This is a genomic window from Vibrio sp. J1-1 (assembly GCF_021728395.1).
Taxonomy (GTDB): Bacteria; Pseudomonadota; Gammaproteobacteria; order Enterobacterales; family Vibrionaceae; genus Vibrio.
The window spans coordinates 1-2,709 of record NZ_JAKKCM010000039.1; the positions used below are offsets into that span (position 1 = coordinate 1).

2 protein-coding genes are annotated in these 2,709 nt (G+C 39.3%); both read left to right on the forward strand.

Features of this window, described 5'->3' with window-relative positions:
• The first annotated feature begins 146 nt into the window (after window positions 1–146).
• Window positions 147–959, forward strand: a complete 813-nt coding sequence (locus L3V31_RS21890) for a hypothetical protein (RefSeq protein ID WP_052147627.1) — start codon at window positions 147–149, stop codon at window positions 957–959.
• Between the two features lie 694 nt (window positions 960–1,653).
• A complete protein-coding gene (locus L3V31_RS21900) occupies window positions 1,654–2,466 on the forward strand; it encodes a hypothetical protein (RefSeq protein WP_052147627.1) in 813 nt (270 codons plus the stop codon).
• The last annotated feature ends 243 nt before the right edge of the window (window positions 2,467–2,709 follow it).

The window sequence follows — 2,709 nt, forward strand, 5'->3', positions numbered from 1 at the left end:
AAAAAGCTAACAAACTGTTTAAGAGTGATTCGCAACGCGTGGCATTTTTACTATGCGTTACGTTCAGTGTTTACGGTGGTATGCGGGAGCTTCGATATTGCGTTGCTCACACCTTAACAGGGCGTTATGTTTAATAGGAGGCTTCGATGGGGCGTGCAAAAGAAGAGCTCTATGATATTCAACTTGCCGATAGAGATAGATATTTCTCAAAACTACTTGGTATAAGCTTGGAAGAGCTAGAACTCCTTGATTGGGATATCTCCGAAGAGACGAATGATGATGGCTTTCTGTACGGCTATATCATGCAGTTTTCTGAAGAGTCTGATCCTGAGGTCTTAGATAAAATCCAAGATCAGTTAGATGGGCACGATTTCTTGTATCTCGATATATCTGACGTTGAAATACCCTTCATTGAAGGGGATGATGCTCAATCTAATCAATACAAAGTATTTGAGAACCATATTCGAAGTGTAAACGACATATTAGCCCTACCATGTAACCCTGATGCCAAGTTTAGCCTCTATGTAATGTTATTTGCTCATATCATCTCGGCTACCGAGGGTTACTTGTCATCTCAGTTCATTTATCAGGTATCACGTAACCCCAAATTAATGCGTAAACTTGTGGAAAATGACAAAGAACTTTCGAAGCGAACGTTTAGCTTAAAGGAAATATATCACCAAAAAGAAAACCTAAATGACACGGTATCTAAGCATCTAAAAGACCTTATTTTCCATAATGTTGCTAAAGCTAAGGAAATGTATAGCGCAATATTAAACTACCAAATGGAGGAGCTTGGGTGGTTGTTTAAGGCGGTGGAAGTTAGGCATCATTGTGTACATCGAGCAGGGTATGATAAAGATGGTAGTCCTGTATCAATAACGAAAGACGCGTTGATTGAGTTAGTAAATAGATGTGATGAACTTTGTTTATCAATAGATAAGCACTTAAATAATTAAACATAACAATCTGTTTAAGAGTGATTCGCAACGCTTGGCATTTTTACTATGCGTTAGGTTTAGGGGTTAAGGTGGTATGCGGGATCTTCAGTATTGCGTTGCTCACACCTTAACAGGGCGTTAGGCGCAGTGAGAAATTTCGTGGGTCATATCTCTAATTTCTCTCCGGCCATTCGCTCCAGTTTTTCGGCAATCTGGCTTTATCTTCCCAAGTTCTTGAATCACTTAATCCGTAAAACATGCCAAGTTTCGCAGGTTGCCTCATTCGGTTTTCTGGTCGGTTTGTTGTCAGTTTCTTTGGCTCAAATCGTTTTAAATTTGTCTGCCTTCGAAACAGGTTTATTGGCTGGAATTTCGCTCTGAAAGTTAACCTTTTCAAATTTCATTTTTATGCGCTGATTTGCCAATTTCTTTGGTGTTTTGGTTGCAGTGGGTTTCAGATACTTACCCGCTTTGGCGTTTGGGTTTTAATCAAATTCAGTGTGTTACGTATGTTTCTTTTCCCAAAAGATGGTTTCCCAAATCCAGATTTAACTATTTGCGTGAAGCGCCTAACAAAGCATTTAAGAGTGACTCACAACGCTTGGCGATCTCAGTTTAAACTTGGTTTTAGTGTTTAAGGTGCAATGGTTTAGGTTAGGTGTTTAACGTTGTTCGCACCTTAATGCGGCGTTATGTTTAATAGGAGGCTTCGATGGGGCGTGCAAAAGAAGAGCTCTATGATATTCAACTTGCCGATAGAGATAGATATTTCTCAAAACTACTTGGTATAAGCTTGGAAGAGCTAGAACTCCTTGATTGGGATATCTCCGAAGAGACGAATGATGATGGCTTTCTGTACGGCTATATCATGCAGTTTTCTGAAGAGTCTGATCCTGAGGTCTTAGATAAAATCCAAGATCAGTTAGATGGGCACGATTTCTTGTATCTCGATATATCTGACGTTGAAATACCCTTCATTGAAGGGGATGATGCTCAATCTAATCAATACAAAGTATTTGAGAACCATATTCGAAGTGTAAACGACATATTAGCCCTACCATGTAACCCTGATGCCAAGTTTAGCCTCTATGTAATGTTATTTGCTCATATCATCTCGGCTACCGAGGGTTACTTGTCATCTCAGTTCATTTATCAGGTATCACGTAACCCCAAATTAATGCGTAAACTTGTGGAAAATGACAAAGAACTTTCGAAGCGAACGTTTAGCTTAAAGGAAATATATCACCAAAAAGAAAACCTAAATGACACGGTATCTAAGCATCTAAAAGACCTTATTTTCCATAATGTTGCTAAAGCTAAGGAAATGTATAGCGCAATATTAAACTACCAAATGGAGGAGCTTGGGTGGTTGTTTAAGGCGGTGGAAGTTAGGCATCATTGTGTACATCGAGCAGGGTATGATAAAGATGGTAGTCCTGTATCAATAACGAAAGACGCGTTGATTGAGTTAGTAAATAGATGTGATGAACTTTGTTTATCAATAGATAAGCACTTAAATAATTAAACATAACAATCTGTTTAAGAGTGATTCGCAACGCTTGGCATTTTTACTATGCGTTAGGTTTAGGGGTTAAGGTGGTATGCGGGATCTTCAGTATTGCGTTGCTCACACCTTAACAGGGCGTTAGTTGCCAATGAGAAAATCGCAGCTAAAACAGAGTGTTTAGGTCTAATCGTTCGTGTGCTTTGCTTGATTCTGCACTTCGAACTTCGGGATCTTGGTTCGCGGAAATTGAGCTTCGATCTT

Excerpts from the sequence above, each read along its gene's own strand:
- L3V31_RS21890 (WP_052147627.1), top strand. The coding sequence starts at position 147 with ATGGGGCGTGCAAAAGAAGAGCTCTATGATATTCAACTTGCCGATAGA.
- L3V31_RS21900 (WP_052147627.1), top strand. The coding sequence starts at position 1,654 with ATGGGGCGTGCAAAAGAAGAGCTCTATGATATTCAACTTGCCGATAGA.